Here is a 24,505-nt window from a genome sequence, read left to right as displayed (position 1 = left end):
GAGCCATTGCCCATGAGCTATTTATTATGAAAATTGGTATTCGACTGTTACTGGGCTATTTTCTGATCGTGGCTATTGCGGGTTACTTTGTGATCCGCATTTTTGTGCAGGAAGTTAAACCAGGCGTACGGCGAGCCACCGAAGGCACATTGGTGGATACCGCGACCTTACTGGCACAGTTTGCTCGGCAGGACATGTTGCAAAACAAGGTTGCGGACGGCCAGTTGGCACAAGCCTTTGCATCGCTGAATTTGCGGCCAATCGGAGCCAACATTGAAGGAATTCGCAAAGATCGTAACGAATATCGGGTCTATCTAACCGATGCTAATGGGCAAGTCATTTTTGATTCTTCCAGCAAAGCGGTGGGGCAGGATTATTCACGCTGGAATGACGTATGGTTAACGCTGCGCGGCGAATATGGTGCGCGCAGTACCCGCAGTGACCCCAATGATGAGCAAAGTTCGGTGATGTATGTCGCCGCACCAGTCATGGTTGGTAATAAAATTATGGGGGTGCTCAGCGTGGGGAAACCCAATATATCGATGGCACCGGTTATCAAACGCAGTGAACGTAAAATCTTGTTAGCTGGCGGCGTGTTATTGGGTATCGCACTGCTGATCGGATTGGGTTTTGTTTGGTGGATCAACCGTGCAATCGGTAAATTGGTCAACTACGCCGAGCAAGTCGCGCAGGGACAGCCCGTCGTGTTACCGGCGATGGGGAGCAGCGAGCTCAATGACTTAGCGCAAGCATTAGAAAGCATGCGCCTGAAATTGGATGGCAAAGCCTATATCGAACAATACGTTCACACGTTGACTCATGAACTGAAAAGTCCGTTGGCAGCTATTACCGGCGCGGCGGAATTATTACGGGAGTCCCCACCACCGGTCACTGCCCAGCGTTTTCTACTCAATATTGAGCAGCAAAGTGCCCGTATCCAACAGTTAGTCGATAAAATGCTTATTCAGGCACGGTTAGAGAGCCGAGTCGACCTGCAACTTTCCCCGTTGGAAATCCGCCCGATATTGCAGCAAGTCTATAATGGCACAGAAGCTCAGGCGGTCAGCCGTGGTATTGACTTGCGCTTTTTGGGCGCCGATAGCGCGATGATCACGGGTGATGCCTTATTACTGAGCCAAGCACTGAGCAATCTCATTGATAATGCACTGGATTTTACGCCTGAAGGGGGCAAAGTGACATTGCGCGGTGAGCGGCAAGCGGATAACTATGTCATTACGGTTGAAGACAGTGGCAGTGGTATTCCCGAATATGCCCAAGCGCGGATCTTCGACCGTTTTTATTCACTGCCCAGAGCCAATACCCCTAAAAGTACGGGGCTGGGGCTGAATTTTGTTCGCGAGGTCGCGGCAATTCATCGAGGCACTATTTCGTTGGAAAACCGCCAGCCGCAAGGCGTAACCGCCCGCTTGATGTTACCGATAGATAACGTTTAACGGCTAACTTCACGCTCACTTCACATAACCTCATTCTCCTTTCACTTCACGTCGTTAGGCTGCTCTCCTGACCTTAAAAGGAGTGCAAGTCATGTTTAAATCCGTTCTGTTTTGGAAAATAGCCACATTGCTGGGCTTAATTCTGTTGATGATGATCCCAAAAGAAATGCTGTTGAACGTTATCGATGAGCGTAGCGGCTATCGCCAAAGTGTGATTGATAAAGTCAGCGATAGCACCAGTCGAGCGCAGAAGATTCTAGGTCCACTCATCGTGGTGCCTTATAGCGAATGGGTGGTAACTGAAGTTGACGGCAAAAAGCAAGGCCAGCGTGTCTATCATCACCGTTATTTATTGCCTGAAGTCATGACCGTCAAAGGTGCGCCAAATGTCGATGTCCGCCAACTGGGAATTTATAAAGCTCAGGTATATCAAGGTGAATTCTATTTTCATGGGCAATTCGAGCCTTCATCTCTGGATGACTTGGCGCGCGAAGGCGTCATCATTGGGGCACCGTCGCTGGTATTGGCATTAAGTGATTCACGGGGCATTCAGCAGATTTCGCCACTGACGTTGGGCGATGAAAAAATGAACTTTGAGCCAGGGGTATTTATGGGGCGCGGTGGTACACAAGGCGTTCATGTACCGCTGACTTTGGCACAAATCCAGCAAGGCAAATTTGATATTGATTTTAAGTTGACCCTGATTGGTACCAACAGCCTTTCAGTCGTCCCTGTTGGGCGTAACAGCGAACTGACGTTACAGAGTAACTGGCCACATCCTAACTTTATCGGCGAATTCCTACCGATGCAGCGCAAAGTTGATGAGAATGGTTTTCGTGCCCATTGGAGTAGTAACTGGCTGGCTAATAGCATGAATATTAACTTTGCAAGCGATAACTCCCGCCTTGATTTCAATGAGTTACCGGCATTTAATACCAGTCTGATTGAGCCAGTTGACCATTATCAGTTGACGGCACGGGCGATCAAATATGCCATTTTGTTTATTGGCCTGACATTTTTCAGTTTCTTCCTGTTTGAAAGTTTAACGTCACTGCGCGTCCACCCTATTCAATATTTGTTGGTTGGCGCGGCATTAGTCTTGTTCTATCTGATGTTATTGGCGTTCGCTGAGCACCTTGGTTTCACGCTGGCGTACATCATCGCTAGCCTGAGTTGCAGCGCCTTGATTGCCATTTATCTGAGTGCTGTTCTAGGTGGGCGGTTGCGGGGCATGTGTTTTGCTGGGGGTTTATTACTGCTTTACGGTGTGTTGTATGGTTTGCTGCAATCAGAAGACAATGCGCTGTTACTGGGGGCTGGGTTGTTGTTTATCGTTCTGGCGGCCGTGATGATCCTGACTCGCCAATTAGACTGGTATCAGGTGGCTTCAGCGCAACGTTTGACCGGAACACAAAGCAGCGAAACAACGGTGCCTGAAACTGCTGAGGAGGGAATGCCGATAGACCCAATGCCCGCGGGAGGCGGTTCGCAGGATAAATTCCGTTTGTGGAAGTAAGCGCGTGTGGCAACGTTAGTTAAGAAAGAGAACATTGAAGTAAGAAAGCATTAAAGTAAGCAAACATTAAAGCAAAACGGGCACATTTGCTGCCCGTTTATCTGATTCTCAATACCATTCGGCTAAAGCAGCGCATCCATTTCTAACAGAATCTGCTCACACCATTGTTCAATCCGCGCCTCACTTAAATCGTACTGATTGACTTCATCCAGCGCCAAACCGACAAAGTGTTTGCCATCAGCGCTAAGGGGCTTCGGACTGGTAAATTCAAATCCCTCGGTGGGCCAAAAACCAATAAATTTCACACCCAGCGGGGCAATATGGTCATGTAGCATGCCAAGGGCATCTAAGAACCATTCGCTATAACCGAATTGATCACCCATGCCATACATGGCAACAATCTTTCCCTTAAGATCAAGCTGTGTTAATTGCGGCCAAACGGCTTCCCAATCCTCCTGCAACTCGCCGAAATCCCAAGTCGGTATCCCCAAAATTAGGATGGAATACTCTTCCATCACGCGGGGACTGACATCCTTCAGATTGTGGAGGTCGACCAAATCTTCACCGAGAATATCGCGGATTTTTTCTGCCACCATCTCGGTGTAACAGGTGCTGGAGCCGTAAAAGAGACCAATCTTCATGATGTATAGCCATAGCATTACTAATAAGGAATAGCATCGAGTGTACCAGATTTGTCCCGTCATCAGGCATAATGGCGGCTGAGTTCAATCAAAGAGAGCAATCGCGATGCAGCAGCAAAATAATCCCCTGATTGAACAGTTTCTAGATGCGCTGTGGCTGGAGCGGAATTTGGCAGAAAATACACTGGCCTCATACCGTTTGGATTTACATGCATTAACCGGATGGTTGGAACACCACGGCAGTGATTTAATGCGCGCCGGTTCGCAGGACTTGCAATCTTTCCTTGCTGAGCGTGTTGAGGGTGGATATAAAGCCACCAGTTCTGCTCGTTTACTGAGTGCGATGCGGCGGTTATTTCAATATTTATATCGCGAAAAATTACGCGATGATGACCCAACAGCGCTGCTGTCATCGCCTAAACTACCGCAGCGTTTACCGAAAGATTTAAGTGAAGCGCAGGTTGATGCGTTGCTTAATTCACCTAATATCGATATCCCGCTGGAATTGCGTGATAAAGCAATGCTAGAGGTGCTCTACGCTACCGGCCTACGGGTATCTGAACTGGTTGGTCTGACCATCAGCGACGTGAGTTTGCGCCAAGGTGTGGTGCGGGTTATCGGTAAAGGTAATAAAGAGCGACTCGTGCCTTTGGGCGAGGAAGCCGTTTATTGGATTGAGAATTATATGGAGCACGGGCGACCGTGGCTTATCAATGGTCAGTCGCTGGATGTGCTCTTCCCCAGCAACCGTTGCCAACAAATGACCCGCCAGACTTTCTGGCATCGCATCAAACACTATGCGATCCTTGCGGGTATAGATAGTGAACGGCTTTCACCCCACGTATTACGGCATGCTTTTGCCACGCACCTGTTGAATCATGGTGCGGACCTACGTGTGGTACAAATGTTATTGGGCCACAGTGATCTGTCGACGACCCAAATATATACCCATGTAGCCACTGAACGTTTGAAGCAGCTACATCAACAGCATCATCCGCGCGCTTAATCGTCGCGTGGAAAAGGATAGGATTTATATATGAAAAAGAGTTTATTACTGTTGCCGATGTTAATCGCGGCTCTCACTGGTTTGGCTCATGCTGACGAAACCGCTATCCAGCAAACACTGAAAAAATTAGATATTCAGCATGCGGATATCCAACCCTCGCCGATCCCCGGTTTAAGTACGGTAATGACTGAAAGTGGTGTGCTCTATATGTCGGCCGACGGTAAGCATCTGTTGCAAGGGCCGTTGTATGACGTTAGTGGCACCCAGCCGGTTAATGTGACCAATCAATCGTTAGTGAAAAGAATGGAAGCATTGAGCAGCGAAATGATTGTGTACAAAGCGCCGCAGGAAAAGCATGTAGTGACGGTGTTTACTGACATTACCTGTGGCTACTGCCATAAATTGCATGAGCAGATGAAAGACTATAACGCACTGGGGATTACGGTACGTTACCTAGCTTTCCCACGTCAGGGGCTAAGTTCTCAAGCAGAGAAAGACATGCGTTCCATCTGGTGTATGGCTGATCGTAACAAAGCATTCGATGAAGCGATGAAAGGTACTGAGATCTCGCCAGCGACCTGCAAAACGGATATCAGCAAGCATTACCAGCTAGGTGTGCAGTTTGGTATTCAAGGTACACCAGCTATTGTGCTGCAAAATGGCACCGTTGTTCCGGGGTATATGGAACCCAAAGAGATGTTGCAGGTGCTGAATAAGCATCAGGCTTCCTCAAAAGCAGCGGATTAATCCCCCGTGACATTGAAAACTCAACTTCGTCGTCGTGAAGAAGTGGATGGCAGCCATTTGCCTGAACAATTGCATCCTCTGTTACGCCGCCTTTATGCCAGCCGTGGTGTGACAAGTTCAGAAGAACTAGAGCGCGGTGTCAAGGGGCTGCTGGCATGGCAGCAACTCGACGGCATTGATGCGGGTGTCACCCTATTGCAACAGGCTCTGTCTGATCGTCGGCGCATCGTGATCGTCGGCGATTTTGATGCTGATGGTGCGACAAGCACGGCACTGGCCGTGCTGGCGTTGCGCAGCATGGGTGGCAGTAATATTGATTACTTAGTGCCAAATCGTTTTGACGATGGCTACGGGCTTAGCCCTGAAGTCGTCGAGCAAGTTGCCGCCCTTGGCGCGGAACTGATTGTCACGGTAGATAACGGTATTTCCTCCCATGCAGGGGTGGACTTGGCACATGGCAAGGGCATTCAAGTGCTGGTTACCGATCATCATTTACCCGGTGAAACACTGCCTGCGGCTGAAGCCATCATTAACCCCAATTTAGCCGGTTGCGATTTTCTGTCTAAATCTCTCGCGGGGGTCGGTGTCACTTTTTATCTGATGTTGGCATTACGTACTCGCCTCAGAGACAGTGGCTGGTTTGAGCAACGTGCGCTAGCTGTCCCCAATTTAGCGGAATTGCTGGATTTAGTTGCACTGGGCACTGTTGCTGATGTGGTGCCACTGGATGCCAATAATCGCATATTGGTACATCAAGGCCTTAGCCGTATCCGTGCAGGGAAATGCCGCCCAGGGATCCGCGCATTACTGGAAGTGGCGAATCGTGATGCCAAGCAGTTAGCCGCTAATGACTTGGGTTTCTCTCTCGGTCCTCGGCTGAATGCAGCAGGGCGCTTGGATGATATGTCTATTGGGGTGGCGCTGCTGCTCAGTGACGACATTGCTCAGGCTCGCGCACTGGCAATCGATCTTGATAGCCTTAATCAGACTCGCCGCGAGATAGAGCAAGGTATGCAGGTCGAAGCCCTGCAACTGTGTGACCAATTGGAGCGCACCAGTACTGAGTTACCTTACGGTATCGCGATGTATCACCCCGAGTGGCATCAAGGTGTGGTGGGTATTTTGGCCTCACGAATTAAAGAACGTTTTCATCGGCCCGTGATTGCATTTGCCCCTGCAGGAGAGGGTTTACTAAAAGGCTCTGGCCGCAGTGTGGCGGGTTTACATATGCGTGATGCCCTTGAACGCCTCGATACCTTAAACCCTGGCTTGATTCTGAAGTTTGGCGGGCATGCAATGGCGGCAGGATTATCGCTAGAGCAGGATAAATTCGATGAATTCCGTCAATGTTTTGCTGATTTAGTCGGTGAGTGGATGGATGCTTCGCAATTAGAAGGCGTGGTCTGGTCTGATGGTGAACTGAAAGGCAACGATTTATCGATTGAAACGGCAGAGTTGCTCCGCGATGGCGGCCCTTGGGGGCAATCATTCCCAGAACCCACTTTTGATGGCAGATTCCGCATTTTACAACAGCGGCTAGTGGGGGAGCGGCATCTGAAACTCATGGTTGAGCCATTAGATGGCGGGCCTTTGCTCGATGGCATCGCGTTTAATATCGATACGACTTTATGGCCAGACAGCAGCGTACGTGAAGTTAAGCTCGCGTATAAGCTCGATATTAATGAGTTTCGCGGTAACCGCAGTGTCCAGTTGCTGATCCAACATTTGTGGCCTTATTAGTTCGTCTCGAGTGAAGCCCAAATCACGGGTATTCATTCGTGATTTGGTGCAAGGCGGGCGGTTATTCCGGTAACCATGACCGGTACGGAGGAAATCATGGTCAGTACGCAGGAAATATAGTCAACTTGCTATAAACCGTGGTTAAGATCCGTTAGAATTACCGGTTCTAATGACACTCCGTCATCGACGACTCAACGTAAGACTTTAAATCATGTTTGAAATAAACCCGGTAAAAAACCGAATTCAGGATCTGTCTGAGCGTACTGCCGTTCTTAGGGGGTATCTTTGACTATGATGCCAAGAAAGAGCGACTGGAAGAAGTAAACGCCGAGCTAGAACAGCCCGACGTCTGGAATGAACCTGAGCGCGCGCAAGCGCTGGGTAAAGAGCGTTCTGCACTCGAAGAAATCGTCACCACCATTGATCAATTGGATCAAGGCATGGAAGACGTGACTGGCTTGCTAGAATTGGCGATTGAAGCTGACGACGAAGAGACGTTTAACGAAGCCGTTGCTGAGTTAGATATCCTTGATGGCAAGCTGGGCCAGCTTGAATTCCGCCGTATGTTCTCTGGTGAATACGATAGCGCCAACTGCTATTTGGATCTGCAAGCCGGTTCAGGTGGTACTGAAGCTCAGGACTGGTGCAGTATGCTGCTGCGTATGTATCTGCGTTGGGCTGAATCCAAGGGTTTCAAAACTGAAATCATTGAAGAGTCGGATGGTGATGTAGCGGGCTTGAAGTCTGCCACCATTAAAATTATTGGTGAGTACGCGTTTGGCTGGTTACGTACTGAAACTGGCGTACATCGTCTGGTCCGTAAAAGCCCGTTTGACTCAGGCGGCCGCCGTCATACCTCTTTCAGTTCTGCCTTTGTCTATCCTGAAGTGGACGACGATATTGATATCGAAATCAATCCGGCAGACTTACGTATTGACGTTTATCGCGCATCTGGCGCGGGTGGTCAGCACGTCAACAAAACGGAATCTGCGGTACGTATTACCCATATTCCAACCAATATTGTGACTCAATGCCAGAATGACCGTTCTCAGCATAAAAACAAAGATCAAGCCATGAAACAGCTAAAAGCGAAGCTGTATGAGTTTGAGATGCAAAAGAAAAATGCTGATAAACAGATTCTGGAAGACAACAAGTCCGATATCGGTTGGGGCAGCCAGATCCGTTCTTATGTACTGGATGACTCCCGTATCAAAGATTTGCGTACCGGCGTGGAAACACGTAACACGCAAGCGGTATTGGATGGTGATCTGGACAGATTCATCGAAGCAAGTTTGAAAGCCGGGTTATAAGGAACTGAGATGTCAGAGCAAAAAACGCAAGTCGCTGACCAAACGCAAGAACTCAACAGTGAGTTACAAGCTCGTCGGGAAAAACTGGTTGCGCTGCGGGAGAAGGGAATTGCATTCCCTAATGATTTCCGCCGTGAGCATCTTTCTGACCAGTTGCATGCTGAGTACGGCAGCAAAGAAAACGAAGAATTAGAAGCGCTGAATATTGAAGTGACCGTTGCTGGTCGAATGATGACTCGCCGTATCATGGGTAAAGCCTCATTCGTCACGCTGCAAGATGTCGGTGGTCGTATTCAGTTATACGTTTCCCGTGATGACCTCCCGGAAGGCGTTTATAACGAAGAATTCAAAAAGTGGGATTTGGGCGATATTCTGGGTGCACGCGGTAAGTTGTTTAAAACCAAAACCGGTGAGCTGTCTATCCATTGTAGCGAACTGCGTTTGCTGACCAAAGCACTGCGTCCGCTGCCAGATAAGTTCCACGGTCTGGCCGATCAGGAAACTCGCTACCGTCAACGCTATCTGGATTTGATCGCGAATGACGAATCTCGCCATACCTTCAAAGTTCGCTCACAAGTGATGTCTGGCATCCGTAGCTTCATGGTGGAAAAAGGCTTCATGGAAGTCGAAACCCCTATGATGCAGGTGATTCCTGGCGGCGCTTCTGCACGTCCGTTTGTCACGCATCATAATGCGCTGGATATCGATATGTATTTGCGTATCGCGCCAGAACTGTATTTGAAGCGTCTGGTGGTGGGTGGTTTTGAACGCGTTTTTGAAATCAACCGCAACTTCCGTAATGAAGGTGTTTCACCGCGCCATAACCCTGAGTTCACCATGATGGAACTCTATATGGCTTATGCGGATTACAAAGATCTTATCGTGTTGACCGAAGAGTTGTTCCGCACGTTGACCGAAACTATTCTAGGCAGCAGTGTGGTGCAGTATGGTGAGCAGACGTTTGATTTTGGCAAGCCGTTCGCCAAATTAACGATGAAAGAAGCCATCTGCAAATATCGCCCTGAAACCAACGTCGCAGATTTGGACGATATGGACAAAGCCGTGGCGATTGCGGAGTCATTAGGCGTCAAGGTTGAGAAAAGCTGGGGCTTGGGCCGCGTTCAATGCGAGATCTTCGAAGAGACAGCAGAGAGTCATTTGATTCAGCCAACCTTCATCACCGAATACCCAGCAGAAGTCTCCCCGTTGGCACGTCGTAATGATGACAATCCATTTATCACTGACCGCTTCGAATTCTTCATCGGTGGCCGTGAGATTGGTAACGGCTTCTCTGAGCTCAATGATGCCGAAGACCAAGCGCAGCGTTTCGCTGATCAAGTTAGCGCCAAAGAAGCAGGCGATGATGAAGCAATGTTCTTCGATGAAGATTACGTCACCGCATTGGAACATGGCTTGCCACCGACTGCTGGCCTAGGGATTGGTATCGACCGTATGGTGATGCTGTTCACCAACAGCCATACCATCCGCGACGTTATCTTGTTCCCAGCCATGCGCCCAGTTAAGTAAGCGACATTGGTTAGTGGTACAACAATGAGTATTAGGGCGCTACGGCGCCCTTTTTACTGAACGTCATGGTTGTCTCAAAACAGCAGCATCTCAATTTATTTATCTAATCGCTTAAAATACCGGCGCTTAGACAGTATCTTCGCTTGCCCACGTCAAAGAACCGGTTATAATGCAAGCCGCACATCGATGCGGGTGTAGTTCAATGGTAGAACGAGAGCTTCCCAAGCTCTATACGAGGGTTCGATTCCCTTCACCCGCTCCAATCTAACGTCTCGTAGCATCTCCCGAAGTACATCAAACCCAGTAATTCCGTCTTTCTCAAGCTAATTGAGTCATTCCTATATACGCGTCCGTCTATTGAAATCTGCTAATAATAGTGGGGACCTCTGACGCTATCACTGAGAGTGGTATCAGTGGCGTGGTAGTCATAGGGGGAGAGTACTGATCTTAGTTTGGTAAGTAGTGATATCTAATGAGATGTATTGCTGCGGATTTTTGAGATAATCATAAAGTTGATTTTGAGATAATCTACAAATAATAATATGTTAACATATTGGCTATAAAGTGTTTTTTAATCTATTTTTAAGATAATTATATTTAAAATTTGAGATAATCTAATTATATGCCTAACTTTAATCACTATGATTTAGCACTGTTAAACCCTAGCTTCGACTCGCCACTGGTTGATGCGTTGACCGAGCTTGAGTTACTGAGACACCTGCGCATTGAAACCGCCGTGCATCCTCTGTTATTTGCCCAGCTAAAAAGTATTTTTCATATGCTAGAAAGCTTGGGATCAGCAAGAATCGAAGGTAACCATACAACGTTAGCCGATTACGTTGAAAGTAAAGTTGAAGGGGCTGAGGACTCCACGGATCAATTGAAAGAGATTGGTAACATTGAACATGCCATGAACTTTATTGACGAGCATCTGCATGCTGGTGGAGATATCACGGAGTATTTTGTCCGAGAACTGCATGCCATGACGGTAAATGGGCTTGAGCGGGAAGGGGATAAAACACCGGGTGCCTATCGTAGTCACGGGGTGAGCATTGCTCAATCAACTCATTTGCCGCCTGAATTCATCCATGTTCCGACTTATATGCAGGAATTGGTCGAGTTTATGAATCGCGCAGACGCGCCAAAATATGATCTGATGAAAGTGGCTCTCGCACATCACCGTTTTGGCTGGATTCATCCATTTGGTAATGGCAATGGTAGAACGGTTCGCCTACTGACTTATTCTTTGCTGATTAAGTACGGTTTTAATGTGAAAACCAGTGGGCGGGTGTTAAACCCAACAGCGGTTTTTTGTAATGATCGTGAGCGCTATTACTCGATGCTGGCCGAAGCGGATACGGGTGCTGTTGAGGGGCTAGAGCAATGGTGCCTATATGTTCTTACCGGTATATCGGCGGAGTTAAAGAAAGTCGATAAGCTCTCGAATTATCACTTTTTAAACTCAAAAATTCTTTATCCCGCGCTCGAGTATTCCAAAGGGCGTGGGGTAATCAATGAGACGGAATATAAAATTCTTAAGCGGACGATTAGCCAAGGGACGGTAAAAGCCAGCGATTTAAAAGGGGTTTTGCCGGGATTGAAGTCGGCTCAAATTACCTATCAGATTGGTAAGTTAGTTGATCGTGGCCTTTTACAACCAGTTGAAGTGGGATCGAGAATTTATACCGCCGGTTTTTCGAAATCAGATCTGATACGTGGTGTCATTCATGCTTTGCGAAAAGAGGGGTTTATTCCAGATTTTGATTGAACAGTATCACGATGATTATTGTGCTTTATGATGCTGGGATCCACCCGCTTCAGCGCCGATGATCGATGCACTGCGTTTCTCGGAATAGAAATCAGCGATACCAACTGATACCGCTGATGTACAAAGGTGTTAAACGTCAAGTTTGCGGCCAGTCAGCCACTCAACCATCGCGGGATCGCGGTGAGAGAAGAATGCGCTGGTTGCGGTATCAAGTGCGGTAATCTGCAGCATATCTTCAGAACTGAGTTCAAAATCGAGAATGTTGATGTTCTCTTCCATACGTTCTTTTCGCACTGATTTAGCCAGCGAAACGATGCCACGCTGGAAGATCCACCGTAGAACAACCTGACCCACGCTTTTGCCGTACTTCTGACCCATCGCCGTTAATATGGGATGCTGGAACAGACCATTTTTACCTTCAGCAAACGGTGCCCAGGCTTCCGGCTGAATACCGTGGCTTTGCATCCACGGAACGGCATGCAGTTGCTGGTTGAAGGGGTTAACTTCAATCTGGTTAACCGCAGGGGCAACTTTATTGAAGGCAATAAGATCGGCCAATCTGTCAGGATGGAAGTTGCTCACCCCAATGGCGCGAATTTTGCCTGCCTGTTGTAATTCTTCCATGGCACGCCAAGCTCCATGGACATCACCGTAAGGCTGGTGAATTAGGTACAGGTCAACGTAATCAAGTTGCAGCCGATTCAGAGAGCGTTCGAACTGGGCTTTAGCGCCTTCGTAATGGGTATCCTGGAGCCACAGCTTGGTCGTAACAAAGAGCTCGTTGCGGGCGATACCGCTCTGTTTCAGTGCATTCCCGACCTGAGTTTCATTCTGATAAGACGCAGCGGTATCAATCAGGCGATACCCCGTTTCAATCGCATCGATTACGGCTTTCTCGCATTCGGCAGTATCCGTCATCTGAAATACGCCAAAGCCCAGCAGGGGCATTTCCATCCCGTTGTTCAGTTTTACAGTTTGCATGACGTTATCCTTAAGCTATTAACCAAGAAAATTATAATGCAAAGTGATTTATTCTATTAGATGGGGTAATGAGCTAGGGCTTATTAGTTATATTCATTAATTTTGAGGGGCTGACGGTCGGCTCATACCATAAACGAGCCTTTCTATAGCAATTGCGCGTCAAGAAATTGGGCGCAGGTCGATGAATACGCGCACGGGAAAGTAAACCTCTATTGCGGTGGCACGGCTTTGTATTTTCTAAAAATAAAATACCAAAGCAAAAACCGTGTGATTAATGAAAATAAAACAATAATGGAGAGGTAGCGTAAATAAAAAAGAAGGGCGGACTCGTCGTAGTCGAAAAAGGAGAAATCAACCTTCATCAACAAATAGTTGAGATAGTCCTGATTCAGCAACCCGTACAACCCCAGAAGTGCAATTATCGAAAAAAAAACCGGCATAATGACATTTGCAAAGTGTGAGTTGCTGGTGATTTTCAAGACCTGACAGGAAAACGTTGCCAGCATTTTCCAGTGCAACCCAATATGTAGCGCCAGAATGATCATTCCCCAGTGGACCGATGTCATGTGCACTTTTCTAACCCAGATCGCCGGGTTATGGAACGGCAGATCCAGAAGGATATGTCGGGACAGCATCATGCCAGAGATAATAGCCGTTAGGATGACAACGAATGTCACTGCATTAATGACTCTGCTAACTCTCCTCATCGTTAAAGGAAGCTTAGGCGATAGTAACCACAAGCTATGCCTATTAAGGTATAAATGCAAAATAATGAGCAGCGTAAAGAGAATACCTGCCCATTCATGCACGATTTCACCGTGCAAGTGAAACCCCATCAGTATCAGCAGAAGTAACGTCATCAGCGCATCTTGCATGACTTGGAAAATATAAATTTTCTTCATGTCGATGGATTAACGTTGGGGCTGGACTTGTTTCACCCATTGCTCAACTTGTGTGGGGACGTCAGGATCTGAAATATCGTTGCGCGAGATAGCGAGCGCCCGAGTAACTAATTTGGCCTGTGGCTGCATGCGGGCAATTTCTTGCAGGGAGTCGGCTAACCGGCTGCCACCATGGGTGGTAAAGGGAATGACCGTTTTACCGGCAAAGTCATTTTGCTCAAAAAGGCCATATATCACCATTGGCATGGTGTACCACCAGATGGGATAACCGACGTAAATGGTGTCGTAATCGCTCAGGTTGGGGAGCGGCGTTTTTAGCGAGGGTCTGGCGTTAGTTTGCTGCTCCTTTTCGGCAACGCGTAACAGTGCATCATGCTGGCGAGGGTAGAGGGTGGCGGTTTCAATGCGAAACAGATCGCCGTTAGTCTGTTTCTGAATCAACTGCGCAACAAACTGAGTGCTGCCGGTCTCTGGGGTATTTTTTTGTAATACACTGGCTCCAGAAAAACCGTCCACGGCATCAGGTTTCATTTCCTCTGGCTGTGAAAAATAGATAATCAGTGTGCGAGACTGCGCAGATGAATTATCTGATGCGAAAGCAGCCTGTCCCATAAAACCCATGACAATCATCGCCAGAAATCCGCTAAGTACTTTTATCATTCTCACTGTTTCATTCCTTCAATCAGCGGTGGTTAGTCTTAGACGTGATTCTAGCGAAGACAACCTGACATCAGACTGACGGTTCTCTGACAATTTTGTCAGACGGTGTAGAGAATGGACTGCCAAATTGTGTCTTTGAAATCAGTCTTTTTGTTCGGTTGGTGTTTGGCTGAATTGGCAGAAAAGTGTGACCTAGAAAGTGAAGGTGGGTGACAAATGCCACCCAAGTGGTTTTTTCTGTTGTCTTAAGGAGGTCAATAGGTGCAGACCTTTAGTTGGTCGATGAGTGCATTTAGCGGCGAATAAACGCCAAAATGTCTTTGTTTATCACATCCGCGTGTGTGGTATGCATCCCGTGTGGATAGCCAGGATAAATCTTGAGGGTACTCTCTTTAATCAGCTTGTCCTGCAAAAGGGCCGCGTTCTTATAGGGAACCACCTGATCGTCATCACCTTGTAGAATCAGCGTTGGCACGGTGAATGCTTTTAAATCCTCTGTTTGATCTGTTTCAGATAAGGCCTTGATCCCGTCATACTGCGCTTTTGCACTACCCGTCATGCTCTGACGCCACCAGTTCTGAATCGTCCCTTGCGAGGTCTCTGCTCCTGAGCGGTTAAAACCGTAGAACGGACCTGAGGGGATATCGAGATAGAATTGCGCCCGATTCACGGCTATGCCTCGACGAAACTGGTTAAAAACCTCAATGGGCGTACCGTTAGGGTTACTTGCCGTTTTTAGCATCAAAGGAGGTACTGAACTGATCAATACCGCTTTCGCCACACGGCCCTGAGGCTGGCCATATTTCGCAACATACCGAGCAACTTGTCCCCCGCCGGTAGAGTGTCCGATATGCACCACATTCTTGAGATCCAGATGTTCGACGACAGCAGAGACGTCCGCAGCGTAATGGTCCATGTCGTGTCCATCGCTGACTTGGCTTGAGCGACCATGACCACGGCGGTCAGAGGCGATGACGCGAAAACCTTCTAATAGGAAAAACAGCATTTGCGCATCCCAATCATCGGCGCTTAGCGGCCAACCATGGTGGAAGAACACCGGCTGCGCGTCTTTCGGGCCCCAATCTTTATAGAAGATACTAACGTTATCTGTAGTGGTAACAAATGACATGATCTAACCCCTTGCGTGAGATGAAAAAACATTGTCAATCAGTCGTTTAAAGGTAATATGAGATGAGTTTTCAGCAGTAAGTTCTATTGAAAAGCCTAAAGTTAGGTTTTAATTGCTGATCCAAAGTTTAGGTAAGAAAGTGGTGGTTTGCCCGTTTGGGGTAGGTGTTTTTAGTACTTTGCCTATTCCGGTATGGCTCGATACACGCAATTTCATCTAGATAGCTGAGAATGATGAAAGAAGAAAACCAAAAAGAAATTAGCTGAGATTTATAAATGCCGAGCGGCGCAGATGATTTTGTGAGAAAGGAACCTCTATAAGCTCGATGAAGGACTGTTAATTTCGCAGGCTACTCATTTGGCTATAAATCAAAATGTAGTGAATTCGATGCAATTAACTGTATTCTGTACATATGCCAATTATCTATCGGTATTCCTATGTTGACTGCTCACTTAGATGCATTAAATATCTTGAGTACGCCGATTTGGGTTGTGACCCCCAAAAATCAAGAACTGCTTTTTGCTAACAAGGAAGCCCGAAAAATAGCAGGTGACTGCCAATTACCACTGATGCGTAATGGGCGATTTTCTGCCCATGCACAGCAACAGTTGGATGCTTATCTGCCCGCTTTAGTGGGTGATGATCAGATTGTCGAGATCTGGACAATTGAGCGCGAGGGAAATGCTTTCCCTTTGAGCTGTCGGCTGTCCCTCACTCAGCTAGAGCCTTACGGTGATGTTATTGTGTTTGAAGGGCTTTATATTTCAGATAAAGTCCTCACTCAGCCTCATGTAGGGCAACCCTGCTCGACATCTTATCGCCGCGATGAGATGGGTTTTTATGAGCAATTTTTCAATACCAATACCGCCCCCATGCTACTGATTGACCCCTCGAAAGAAGGGCAAATCGTGGATGCTAATCAGGCTGCAATCCGTTTTTATGGTTATTCACGAGATGAAATGTGCATGAAGCACACTTGGGAAATTAACACCATGGGAAGGGATGTTTTACCTGTCATGAATGAAGTCGCAAAACTTCCTGGTGGGCATAAGCCACTCAACTTCATTCATAAATTAGCTGATGGTAATATTCGCCACGTCCAGACTTATGCTGGTCCAGTCGAGTTAGATGGCATACGGTTGATGCTATGCATCATTCATGACATCACCGAACAAAAACGTCTAGAACAAGCATTGGAACATGCCGCTTTGCGGGATCCTTTGACGGATCTCGGTAATCGTCGCCAGTTTTTCCCCTTGGTTGAGCAAGCTCACGCCCAAAGCCAGCGTTACGGGCACCATTTCAGTTTGATTTTATTGGATGTCGACCATTTCAAGTCCATTAATGATCAACTTGGACATCACAAAGGGGATGAGGTATTGATTTTGCTGGTCAGAACCCTCGAGTCCATTATTCGCGAAAGCGATAGTGTATTCCGTTGGGGAGGTGAGGAATTTGCGATTCTTCTGCCGTTAACCAATTTGGAGGGGCATTACAAGTGGCTGAGTCTATAAGAGAAACAATTCAGATGATATGCCAGCCAAACCTGCCGCAACTCACGGTCAGTCTCGGTGTCGCGCAACATCAGATAGGCGAAGACACCGACAGTTTGTTCAAACGTATGGATGAGGCTCTCTACCGTGCTAAAGCCTCGGGACGAAATAGAGTGCTGGCGGCATAAGCAATAATCAAAGTCTTGGCCAATATTTACGGCAGAGGCAAGTGATCAAAGGGTTTCACTTCACGTAGTACAAAGGTTGTTTGCATCTCTTTAATACCCGGTAACCGGCGGATCACCGACATGGCAAAGGTGGAAAAACTGTCGAGATCTTGTGCGACGACTTGCAGTAAAAAATCGGCATCTCCGGCAACGGCATAGCAGGCTATCACGGGTTTTAACGCCCCAACTTGGGTTTCAAAGAGTTTGGCTTCTTCTTCACTGTGGCTGTCAATTTTCACTCGGATAAAAGCCAAAATCCCCAAACCAATTTTACGCCGATCGATATTCGCCTGATAACCGGTAATCACCCCGCTTTCTTCAAGTTGCTTCATACGTCGCCAGCAAGGAGATGTCGCCATGCCCACTTTATCGGCTAACTCTTGATTGGTCATGCGGCCAGCACGTTGCAATTGCTTTAATATTTTTATATCTGCCGATGTAATAGATGAAGATGACATTTTCTACCTGAATATTATTAAGTATGGGTATGGTCTACCAATATTAGCGGAATGAAGCCAATAAAAGAAAGCACTTACCCGCACCGGAAAGATATGATCTTTGGCACAGATTCATTCGCAAAAGGGGACTGATGTGGCAGAAAAAATACGGGTCGCAATTATCGTTAATCCTGACCTTCCTGTTGGCTTAATCGCTAATACCACCAGTGCGGTAGGGATGGGGTTAGCGGCTAAATTCCCCCAGTTGGCGGGCACGGCGTTGTCTGATGCCGTGGGGAATGAGATTGATGTGAGTTCTAAATTGCCGGTGCCAATATTGCAAGCGAACGCAGCACAGATGAGAGATGTCCTGCTCAAAGCACTGGCAGCGACCCACGAGCGGGCGATCGTACCGTTTCCTACTTTTGCTCGTTCGATGCACAGCTTTCAGGATTATGAAGTCGCGTTTGCTCAGCGTTCGCTGGCCGATGAGTCTTTGGATGGTTTGGGATTGGTGGGTCCAGAGAAGTGGGTGCGCTCATTGACTGGTGCATTAAAATTGCTGCGTTAGTCAGACAAACTGAGGGAGATGTAAACGCGGGCTCTGTGACAGAACCCGCGGACTGTTGTTATTTCACCGCATTATTTCAGTTGGTTTAACGTCAAAGTATGGTTTTCCACCCCATTGATAAACAATTTACGTTGTTCACCGGCGGGGAGATTAACCGTCAATTCTTGCCATGTGGGTTGATAACTCCCCGTGCGGCTAAAAGTAATATCAATACGGTGATTATCCGTGGTCACTTGCCAGTTCAGCCATAATGCATGGCCTTGTTGCCAGCGGTGGCTCTCACCGTCATCTTCAAATAGCATGCCGCAGGATTGCCCCGCACCTTTGGTTGGATAGAGTGCTAACTCGCGTTGATTGTCCAGTTGAGCGTTCACAAAGGCGATACGCTGTGATAATGGCAGCGCCGCACCGGCTCGAACTAATAATGGTAACCGCTCCAGTGGTGCATCTAGTGTGACTGTCTGCCCACCGCTATACCATTGCCCTGCATGGAAGCAATACCAACCCACATTGTTGTCCGGCAGATAGACCGAACGCTGGCGTTGATTAGCTTCTACGACACTGGCAACGAGCAAATCACGACCTAACATAAAGTCGTCATTTTCCTTAAACGTGCCGCTATCGTGCTCATGATCGAGGAATGTTGGGCGTAACATCGGTTCATCATCATGAGTCGCTTGCCATTGCAACGTATAGAAATACGGTAATAATCGATAACGTAGCACCATGGCATCGCGAATCATCGGTGTTGCTGAAGGGTACATCCAAGGCTCGTTTACCGTGTTGTCGTCATTCCATGAGTGGATGGTAAAACGTGGATGCATCACGCCGTTTTGTACCCAGCGAATAAATAATTCTGCTTCTGGTTTATCGCCAGAAAAGCCCCCGACGTCATGACCCAAGTTATACAAACCGGACAGACTCATTCCTAGCCCCATACGGATGTTATAACGCAGTGTCTGCCAACTGGTACGGTTGTCACCGCTCCACGTTTGGGCATAGCGCTGCATACCGGCGCAGCCTGAACGTGATATCAAATAGGGGCGTATATCCGGCGCGAATGCTTGTTGAGCTTCCATGGAAGCACGCATCATCAGTAAAGGCATTACCGGCCTGATATGTTTGATAGCGATTGATTCGCCAAACCCATGACATTGAGCTTCGCCATCCCACACTTCGTATTCGTTATTGTCATTCCAAGTGGAGCCAATCCCCATTTCCAATAGCTGCTTGGTGACATTCTCCTTCCACCAATCCACGGTTGCAGGGTTGGTAAAGTCAAGGTGAGAGCCTTCGTCATCCCAGAATGAAGAACGTTCAGGTAACCCCGTTTCACCATCACGGATAAACAACCCACGCTCGGCCACTTGCTGATATTTAGGGTGATCTTGCAATAGACAAGGCTTGATATTGGCGGCCAACTTGATACCCGCTTGCAGGAACGCCTGACTCATGACTTTGGGTTGCGGGACTTTGTCGTAATTCCAGTTAAAGACATAACGCTTGTTTTTGATGGAGGTGTAGCCGGATGACAGCTGGAAAGAATCGCAGGGAATATCGTGTTGCTGGCATAGCGCTATGAATTTCTGCAATTGCACCTGTGCATCAGGGGCATCAGTGTAGTGCATGGTGGAACCGCTGTAGCCGAGACTCCATTTCGGCCCAAACTGGGTTTTACCGGTTAGCCGCACAAAGGCTTTAGTGACATCGAGCACTTTCGGGCCAAGGAACAGGTAGTAATCAAGATCACCAGCTTCAGCCTGATAGCGACGATAAGCCAGATGGTAATTGTCGATTTCGTTACCTAAATCTAACCAACAACTGCTGAGGTTGTCATAAAACAGACCAAAACTGACGTCATCGCGGCGGGTAATGGTAAAGGGGATATGCTTGTAGAGTGGGTCAGTACTGGCGGCGTTATACCCCATCGCATCTAAATTGCGCATCTCAAAGCGGCGACCGGCGCGGTTCAAATCACCGGCTTTCTCACCTAGCCCATAATATTGCTCATTGGGATAACGGCGCTGATAGTGAGCAATCGCTTCTCCCTGAGGGCTGAGTAAATAAGCGCTGGTGGGACGGTCGGCGGCCAGTGGCTGCCATTCATTCTGCGGATTTTTATATTCCCATTCCAGATGCAACGGTTGGTGAATCGTGACCCTTAGACATTCAGTGGTCACCCGCAAATAGTGTTCATGGCGTTCCAATTGATAGCCGGGGACAGAGAAACCCTCGAGGCTCAATCGGTCGCGCCCTGATAATGGAACATCACCCTGCGGGGCTATACTCCATGTCCGATTTAGTGCCAATTCGCCATTGCGTTTAATCAGTACGCGGCAAAGATTCTGCTCTAACACATACAGGCAAAATATATGACGGTCATCAACCCGTAGCTCCAAGCGGTCCGGGAATTCATTTAGTAACTGCCAGTTTTTTAATGTTTTCATCACAGCTCATCTTTTTTTGGTAACAGTGCAGAGGCACTGTTGCAGACATCATTAGGAGATAGGATCAGATTGCGGGTTGAGCTTTATTGCGGCGTTCAGCAAACAGCGCAATTAGGAACACGGCACCAATCAAATCGAAGAAGCCCATGGCGATAAACAACGGATTAAAGCCGATGGTGTCGGACACTGCGCCAATGAGTAGGGTAAACAGGAAACTTGCAATCCAAGCAGAAGAACCTCGCAGGCCATTAACGGTGGCGACTTGGTTTTTATCAAAAGATTCAACCACTAATGCGCTCAACATGCAGGAAATAACCTGATGCCCAAAGCCACCAATGGAGATCAGTGCAATGGCCAGATAGGGGTCTTTAGTGATGGCAACGAAGGCCAGTGAGATCATCATAAATGCGCCCGTTACCGAGCTGGCAACGACTGAGTTTACGCGGCTGCAACCGAACCACTTTTGATAGAGTTTCGTTAAGTAGCCACTGGCGACACTTCCGATGTCTGCGGCCAAGAAGGGGAGCCAAGCGAACATGGCGATCTGTTTCAGATCCATACCACGCTCGGTTGCAAGATAAAGGGGGACCCAGAAGCTAAACACCGCCCAAGCCGGTTCAGCCAAAAAGGCAGGGATCGCGATCCCGTAAAATTTCTTATTTTTACTCAAGATGGCCAATGATTTAAAGAATGGCAGCCGTGGCAGCACAGGTTCATTGTCCTGATGAATCAGTTCAAATTCTTCTTTACTTAGATTGGGATGGGTATCCGGTGAATGGTAAAAACGCCACCATAGCAGTACCCAAATCATGGCTAAGGCACCGGAGAACAAGAATGCGCCTTGCCAACCAAACGCCACATGGGCCAATACAATAATGGGCGGGGCTAACATCGCACCGATAGAGAAACCGACACCTGCCCAACCAGCAGCGATCGGGCGCTCTTTTTTCGGGAACCAATCAGAAATTGCTTTGGCGTTGGCGGGGGTTGCGGCAGCTTCGGCACTGCCCATAAAGAAACGCAACACAGCCAATTGGAACCAAGTTCCTGCCCCTGCATGCATCATACAAACCACCGCCCAAACACTGGCGCAGATCAGGAATCCCATTTTTAAACCGATGACGTCAATTAACCAACCACAAAGCGGCTGGAAAACGGTATAAGCCAATTGGAAAGATGCCACTATCCAAGAATATTGCTCAGTGGTCATATTCAAACTGGTTTTTAACTCGGGAGCGAGAATACCCAGTGAGTTACGCGTAATATAGTTAACGGTGACCCCAAGTAGAAATAGTGCCAGCATCCACCATCGCAATGACTTTATTTTCCGCCGCCCGCTAACGTTAGCGGATTGATTAATCTCAACACTCATCCAAGCCTCCTGGTGTTAGCTGGTCGTCAATCACCGAGCTAACAAATTATTTTGGTATGATCCATTTTTCGGTTATTAAGATTTCGCTGAGTTTTAATGTGATTTTGTTCACACTAAATCGGCCAATAAAATATACTCATTTGATTTTTATCGTATTTTTATTTTTCATCAAAAAAACCGGACTGATAAGTTTTTAAAATTGGTTTACCAAAACAAAGTAACTAGCTTAAATTGGCTTTAATATGCGTTTTTTTGAAAGAATTTTCATAAGCTGAATATTATTTCGGCATTCCTATTAAGTGGGGCACTGAATAAGGTATCGAGCAGCCATGAAAATTTTTTCATTTGCTAATTTGAGAGAGATCACAAAATGAATGGAAAGCTAAAAATACAAGAAATAGCCAATCAGACGGGCCTTTCAATTAGCACGGTTTCTAGAGTTTTAGCGGGGAAAGCAAATACCAGTGCCAAAGCAAAACAGCGAGTCATGGCTTATGCGCAAACTCAGGGAATTTTGCAGAATTTATCCAGCGGGCGGTTAATGCTGAATAATATTATGGTGTTCGCCCCTCATCGAGCATTTGATGTACGTACCGATATTTTTTACTACAAAGTCATTCAAGGGATTACCGAGGCGGTGACCCAATATGAAGTCATGATTCGTTATTGTGGATTATCAGAAACACAGAGTGATATTTCACTGTTTTTAGAGAAAATGACTCATCCACAAACTGAAGCTGCCATCATCATTGGTATTGATGATCCTCATATCCACGCATTGGCGGCTGGCGTACATAAGCCGACGGTACTGGTGAATTGTCGCGATAAAGAAATGTCATTAGATGGCGTCTCTCCTGACCATCAGATGATCGGTGAGTTTTCTGCCAACTATCTGATACAGCAGGGGCATCGGAAAATTTTGACCTTGCAATGTTTGCGCCGCAATACGATGGAACTGCGATTAGTCGGTATTAAAGAAGCATTTGCCAGCCACAACATGAATTTTGATGATAACCAACATCTGATCACGACACATGGTTTTGGCGCGGAGGAAGCAGAGCAGGCAATCATGGACTTTATGACTACCCGCGAAGATAAAAGTCTGTGGCCGACGGCCATTTTAGCCGGGGGGGACTATATGGCGGTTGGGGCAGTGAATGCGCTGAATAAATTAAAGATAAGTGTGCCAGATAGCATGTCGGTGATGAGCATGGACGGTTTTAATCTGGCCGAGATTCATGATGTTCCGTTAACCGCAGTACATGTGCCGCGAGATGAGTTGGGGGCGGAGGCCATTCAGTTATTACAGCGGCGCTTGTTACGTCCTGATGCCCCCTTTAGCAATATTTTATTGCAGGGGCGATTAGTGGCTCGTTCTTCGGTAAAGCAAATCAATCATAAAAGGGCGATATCCACCGCAAATAAGCCATCAGGTCAGTTATATGATTAATGAAATTGATGATGGCAATGGCCTGAATTGCAATATAAAGCCCAAGGATAGGCCATTGGCGCTATAGTTTAGATTTGTTTCATTTTAGGTTGCCAGAGGTTGAAAAATGCTCAAGCAGGTTTTATATAAGTCGAATGGGGATAACTTATAGCACATTGAATTTAAGGATATTACCGCATGGAATTTAAAGATTATTATGCCGTGATGGGCCTAGAGCCTACGGCCTCCTTGAAAGAGATTAAAACGGCTTATCGTAAGCTGGCGCGTAAATACCATCCTGACGTCAGCGATGAACCTGATGCCGAAAGTCAGTTTAAAGAAGTCGCTGAGGCATATGAAGTATTGAAAGACGCCGAACGGCGCGCAGAATATGACGAGCTACGACTGCATCGCGACGATCCTCGGTTTGCTCAGCAACAAGCAGGTTATCATTCAGGTGGACAACAGTGGCACAGCAGTGCGGGTGGCGGTGACTTCTCTGATTTCTTCGAGTCATTTTTTGCCAACCGTGGGGCTTCAGCTCATCACTCTTCTCATCGCACCTCTCATGGGGTACGGGGGCAAGATCTTGAGATGGAATTACCCCTCTTTTTAGAAGAAACGTTAGCAGAGCAGACACGCTCAATTTCCTACAAAATACCGACCGTCGATGCTTCGGGTTTTCCTGGCGCTGACACCACTAAAACCCTGAAAGTGAAGATTCCTGCCGGTGTGAGTGATGGTGAGCGTATCCGCCTTAAAGGGCAGGGCGCACCTGGCTTTGCTGGTGGAGCCAATGGCGATTTATACCTGATTATTCGTCTCGCACCTCATCCAGTATTTGATGTGGATGGCCAGGATTTACAAATTGTCGTGCCATTAGCGCCGTGGGAAGCGGCATTAGGGGCTAGCGTTGAGATGCCAACCTTGACAGGTAAAATCACCTTAACAATCCCTGCGGGGAGTCAAAGTGGTCAGCGATTGCGTATCAAAGGTAAAGGTTTGGCGAGCAAAAAATCAACCGGCGATTTGTATGCAATCCTCAAGGTGGTGATGCCACCAAAACCCGATGAGAAAGCACGGGCGCTGTGGCAACAACTGTCAGAGCAAGCGGCGTTTAATCCTCGGACTGGGTGGGAGTAACGATT

At 47.5% G+C, this 24,505-nt stretch carries 19 protein-coding genes, 1 tRNA gene and 1 pseudogene; 13 read left to right on the top strand and 8 right to left on the bottom strand.

The window, feature by feature from the left end:
* Positions 1 to 26: 26 nt before the first annotated feature.
* Both creC and creD read left to right on the top strand, forming a co-directional pair.
* On the top strand, positions 27 to 1,454 hold the full coding sequence (creC, locus tag BN68_RS13135; RefSeq protein WP_019211614.1) for a two-component system sensor histidine kinase CreC: 1,428 nt from the start codon (positions 27 to 29) through the stop codon (positions 1,452 to 1,454).
* A gap of 91 nt (positions 1,455 to 1,545) precedes the next feature.
* On the top strand, positions 1,546 to 2,970 hold the full coding sequence (gene creD, locus BN68_RS13130; RefSeq protein WP_019211613.1) for a cell envelope integrity protein CreD: 1,425 nt from the start codon (positions 1,546 to 1,548) through the stop codon (positions 2,968 to 2,970).
* A 122-nt stretch (positions 2,971 to 3,092) separates the two neighbouring features.
* On the opposite strand, the gene fldB is transcribed toward creD, so the two are convergent.
* Positions 3,093 to 3,611, bottom strand: a complete 519-nt coding sequence (gene fldB, locus BN68_RS13125) for a flavodoxin FldB (protein WP_019211612.1) — start codon at positions 3,609 to 3,611, stop codon at positions 3,093 to 3,095.
* 106 nt (positions 3,612 to 3,717) lie between these two features.
* Here fldB and xerD point away from each other — a divergent pair, with 106 nt between their 5' ends.
* From xerD to BN68_RS13090, 7 genes are all read left to right on the top strand, one after another.
* On the top strand, positions 3,718 to 4,617 hold the full coding sequence (gene xerD / locus BN68_RS13120; RefSeq protein ID WP_019211611.1) for a site-specific tyrosine recombinase XerD: 900 nt from the start codon (positions 3,718 to 3,720) through the stop codon (positions 4,615 to 4,617).
* A 30-nt stretch (positions 4,618 to 4,647) separates the two neighbouring features.
* Positions 4,648 to 5,364 (top strand): bifunctional protein-disulfide isomerase/oxidoreductase DsbC, encoded by a 717-nt coding sequence (dsbC, locus tag BN68_RS13115; RefSeq protein ID WP_019211610.1) that lies wholly within the window; start codon positions 4,648 to 4,650, stop codon positions 5,362 to 5,364.
* Between the two features lie 6 nt (positions 5,365 to 5,370).
* Complete coding sequence (gene recJ / locus BN68_RS13110) at positions 5,371 to 7,104, top strand: single-stranded-DNA-specific exonuclease RecJ (RefSeq protein WP_019211609.1); 1,734 nt, start codon at positions 5,371 to 5,373, stop codon at positions 7,102 to 7,104.
* A gap of 211 nt (positions 7,105 to 7,315) precedes the next feature.
* A protein-coding gene (gene prfB / locus BN68_RS13105; protein ID WP_098904924.1) for a peptide chain release factor 2 occupies positions 7,316 to 8,414 on the top strand; the annotation gives its coding sequence in 2 pieces (ribosomal slippage) (positions 7,316 to 7,390 and positions 7,392 to 8,414; 1,098 coding nt in all).
* Positions 8,415 to 8,423: 9 nt separating this feature from the next.
* Positions 8,424 to 9,941, top strand: coding sequence for a lysine--tRNA ligase (gene lysS, locus BN68_RS13100; protein ID WP_019211607.1), 1,518 nt, complete (start codon positions 8,424 to 8,426; stop codon positions 9,939 to 9,941).
* Positions 9,942 to 10,129: 188 nt separating this feature from the next.
* Positions 10,130 to 10,203, top strand: a tRNA-Gly gene (locus tag BN68_RS13095).
* A 360-nt stretch (positions 10,204 to 10,563) separates the two neighbouring features.
* The gene (locus BN68_RS13090; RefSeq protein WP_019211606.1) at positions 10,564 to 11,709 is read left to right on the top strand and encodes a Fic family protein; all 1,146 of its coding nucleotides are present in this window, start codon (positions 10,564 to 10,566) and stop codon (positions 11,707 to 11,709) included.
* A 129-nt stretch (positions 11,710 to 11,838) separates the two neighbouring features.
* On the opposite strand, the gene BN68_RS13085 is transcribed toward BN68_RS13090, so the two are convergent.
* The 4 genes from BN68_RS13085 to BN68_RS13070 form a co-directional block, all read right to left on the bottom strand.
* Entirely contained in the window at positions 11,839 to 12,690 is an 852-nt protein-coding gene (locus BN68_RS13085) for an aldo/keto reductase (RefSeq protein ID WP_019211605.1), read from the bottom strand.
* Positions 12,691 to 12,899: 209 nt separating this feature from the next.
* Entirely contained in the window at positions 12,900 to 13,592 is a 693-nt protein-coding gene (locus tag BN68_RS13080; RefSeq protein WP_019211604.1) for a DUF4405 domain-containing protein, read from the bottom strand.
* Between the two features lie 9 nt (positions 13,593 to 13,601).
* Complete coding sequence (locus BN68_RS13075; protein WP_019211603.1) at positions 13,602 to 14,252, bottom strand: flavodoxin; 651 nt, start codon at positions 14,250 to 14,252, stop codon at positions 13,602 to 13,604.
* Positions 14,253 to 14,544: 292 nt separating this feature from the next.
* Positions 14,545 to 15,381: an alpha/beta fold hydrolase gene (locus BN68_RS13070; RefSeq protein ID WP_019211602.1), complete on the bottom strand. Its 837-nt coding sequence runs from the start codon at positions 15,379 to 15,381 to the stop codon at positions 14,545 to 14,547.
* A gap of 437 nt (positions 15,382 to 15,818) precedes the next feature.
* Here BN68_RS13070 and BN68_RS13065 point away from each other — a divergent pair.
* A pseudogene (locus BN68_RS13065) lies at positions 15,819 to 17,062 on the top strand (sensor domain-containing diguanylate cyclase).
* Positions 17,063 to 17,088: 26 nt separating this feature from the next.
* Here BN68_RS13065 and BN68_RS13060 read toward each other — a convergent pair.
* Positions 17,089 to 17,559 (bottom strand): Lrp/AsnC family transcriptional regulator, encoded by a 471-nt coding sequence (locus BN68_RS13060; protein WP_019211601.1) that lies wholly within the window; start codon positions 17,557 to 17,559, stop codon positions 17,089 to 17,091.
* Positions 17,560 to 17,692: 133 nt separating this feature from the next.
* On the opposite strand from BN68_RS13060, the gene BN68_RS13055 reads away from it, so the two are divergent.
* Positions 17,693 to 18,109: a DUF2000 domain-containing protein gene (locus BN68_RS13055; RefSeq protein ID WP_019211600.1), complete on the top strand. Its 417-nt coding sequence runs from the start codon at positions 17,693 to 17,695 to the stop codon at positions 18,107 to 18,109.
* A gap of 71 nt (positions 18,110 to 18,180) precedes the next feature.
* Here the strand turns inward: BN68_RS13055 and BN68_RS13050 are convergent, their stop codons facing one another.
* Both BN68_RS13050 and BN68_RS13045 read right to left on the bottom strand, forming a co-directional pair.
* Positions 18,181 to 20,556 carry a glycoside hydrolase family 31 protein gene (locus BN68_RS13050; RefSeq protein ID WP_019211599.1) on the bottom strand — a complete coding sequence of 792 codons (2,376 nt, stop codon included), beginning with the start codon at positions 20,554 to 20,556 and terminating at the stop codon, positions 18,181 to 18,183.
* Between the two features lie 64 nt (positions 20,557 to 20,620).
* Complete coding sequence (locus BN68_RS13045; RefSeq protein ID WP_019211598.1) at positions 20,621 to 21,928, bottom strand: MFS transporter; 1,308 nt, start codon at positions 21,926 to 21,928, stop codon at positions 20,621 to 20,623.
* Between the two features lie 370 nt (positions 21,929 to 22,298).
* On the opposite strand from BN68_RS13045, the gene BN68_RS13040 reads away from it, so the two are divergent.
* Both BN68_RS13040 and cbpA read left to right on the top strand, forming a co-directional pair.
* The gene (locus BN68_RS13040) at positions 22,299 to 23,378 is read left to right on the top strand and encodes a LacI family DNA-binding transcriptional regulator (RefSeq protein WP_019211597.1); all 1,080 of its coding nucleotides are present in this window, start codon (positions 22,299 to 22,301) and stop codon (positions 23,376 to 23,378) included.
* Between the two features lie 177 nt (positions 23,379 to 23,555).
* Positions 23,556 to 24,500 carry a curved DNA-binding protein gene (cbpA, locus tag BN68_RS13035; protein WP_019211596.1) on the top strand — a complete coding sequence of 315 codons (945 nt, stop codon included), beginning with the start codon at positions 23,556 to 23,558 and terminating at the stop codon, positions 24,498 to 24,500.
* Positions 24,501 to 24,505: the final 5 nt, after the last annotated feature.

The organism is Yersinia massiliensis CCUG 53443 (assembly GCF_000312485.1).
Lineage (GTDB): Bacteria > Pseudomonadota > Gammaproteobacteria > Enterobacterales > Enterobacteriaceae > Yersinia > Yersinia massiliensis.
Note: the sequence above shows the minus strand (reverse complement) of the source record. Positions and strands in the feature narration are given on the sequence as shown.

Bases quoted from the DNA above. Each gene is read 5' to 3' on its own strand.
- creC (WP_019211614.1), top strand. From the start codon at position 27: ATGAAAATTGGTATTCGACTGTTACTGGGCTATTTTCTGATCGTGGCT.
- creD (WP_019211613.1), top strand. From the start codon at position 1,546: ATGTTTAAATCCGTTCTGTTTTGGAAAATAGCCACATTGCTGGGCTTA.
- fldB (WP_019211612.1), bottom strand. From the start codon at position 3,611: ATGAAGATTGGTCTCTTTTACGGCTCCAGCACCTGTTACACCGAGATG.
- xerD (WP_019211611.1), top strand. From the start codon at position 3,718: ATGCAGCAGCAAAATAATCCCCTGATTGAACAGTTTCTAGATGCGCTG.
- dsbC (WP_019211610.1), top strand. From the start codon at position 4,648: ATGAAAAAGAGTTTATTACTGTTGCCGATGTTAATCGCGGCTCTCACT.
- lysS (WP_019211607.1), top strand. From the start codon at position 8,424: ATGTCAGAGCAAAAAACGCAAGTCGCTGACCAAACGCAAGAACTCAAC.
- BN68_RS13090 (WP_019211606.1), top strand. From the start codon at position 10,564: ATGCCTAACTTTAATCACTATGATTTAGCACTGTTAAACCCTAGCTTC.
- BN68_RS13085 (WP_019211605.1), bottom strand. From the start codon at position 12,690: ATGCAAACTGTAAAACTGAACAACGGGATGGAAATGCCCCTGCTGGGC.
- BN68_RS13080 (WP_019211604.1), bottom strand. From the start codon at position 13,592: ATGAAGAAAATTTATATTTTCCAAGTCATGCAAGATGCGCTGATGACG.
- BN68_RS13075 (WP_019211603.1), bottom strand. From the start codon at position 14,252: ATGATAAAAGTACTTAGCGGATTTCTGGCGATGATTGTCATGGGTTTT.
- BN68_RS13070 (WP_019211602.1), bottom strand. From the start codon at position 15,381: ATGTCATTTGTTACCACTACAGATAACGTTAGTATCTTCTATAAAGAT.
- BN68_RS13060 (WP_019211601.1), bottom strand. From the start codon at position 17,559: ATGTCATCTTCATCTATTACATCGGCAGATATAAAAATATTAAAGCAA.
- BN68_RS13050 (WP_019211599.1), bottom strand. From the start codon at position 20,556: ATGAAAACATTAAAAAACTGGCAGTTACTAAATGAATTCCCGGACCGC.
- BN68_RS13045 (WP_019211598.1), bottom strand. From the start codon at position 21,928: ATGAGTGTTGAGATTAATCAATCCGCTAACGTTAGCGGGCGGCGGAAA.
- BN68_RS13040 (WP_019211597.1), top strand. From the start codon at position 22,299: ATGAATGGAAAGCTAAAAATACAAGAAATAGCCAATCAGACGGGCCTT.
- cbpA (WP_019211596.1), top strand. From the start codon at position 23,556: ATGGAATTTAAAGATTATTATGCCGTGATGGGCCTAGAGCCTACGGCC.